Here is a 388-nt window from a genome sequence, read left to right on the forward strand (position 1 = left end):
CTGGTCGTACAATACGTTGTATATCATCCCCTTTTTGCTCTTCGCTCGGTTCACCTTCCATTGAAAAAGCTAATGCGGTTTGCCCACCGGTCATAGCTAAGTAAACATCAGCGAGGATCTCGGCATCTAATAATGCGCCGTGCAGTGTTCGTTTGGAGTTATCAATTAAATATCTGTCACATAACGCATCTAGATTATTGCGTTTGCCATGAAATAACGCCCTTGCCATAGCAAGGCTATCGGTTATTTGGCAAAAAGTTTCTGTGAGAGGAATATCACGGTTAAGCTTCTGAAACTCATAATCCATAAAGCCGATATCAAACGAGGCGTTATGGATAATTAATTCTGCACCACGAATATACGCTAAAAACTCATCTGCTATTTCTGC

The 388-nt window shown here is 41.5% G+C and carries 1 protein-coding gene; it reads right to left on the reverse strand.

Annotation, left to right across the window (positions count from 1 at the left end):
* A partial coding sequence (dnaQ, locus tag ACEWB7_RS18640; protein ID WP_411581181.1) for a DNA polymerase III subunit epsilon occupies positions 1-388 on the reverse strand: 388 nt, incomplete at both ends.

The organism is Acinetobacter sp. NIOH-H-8 (genome assembly GCF_046635365.1).
Lineage (GTDB): Bacteria > Pseudomonadota > Gammaproteobacteria > Pseudomonadales > Moraxellaceae > Acinetobacter.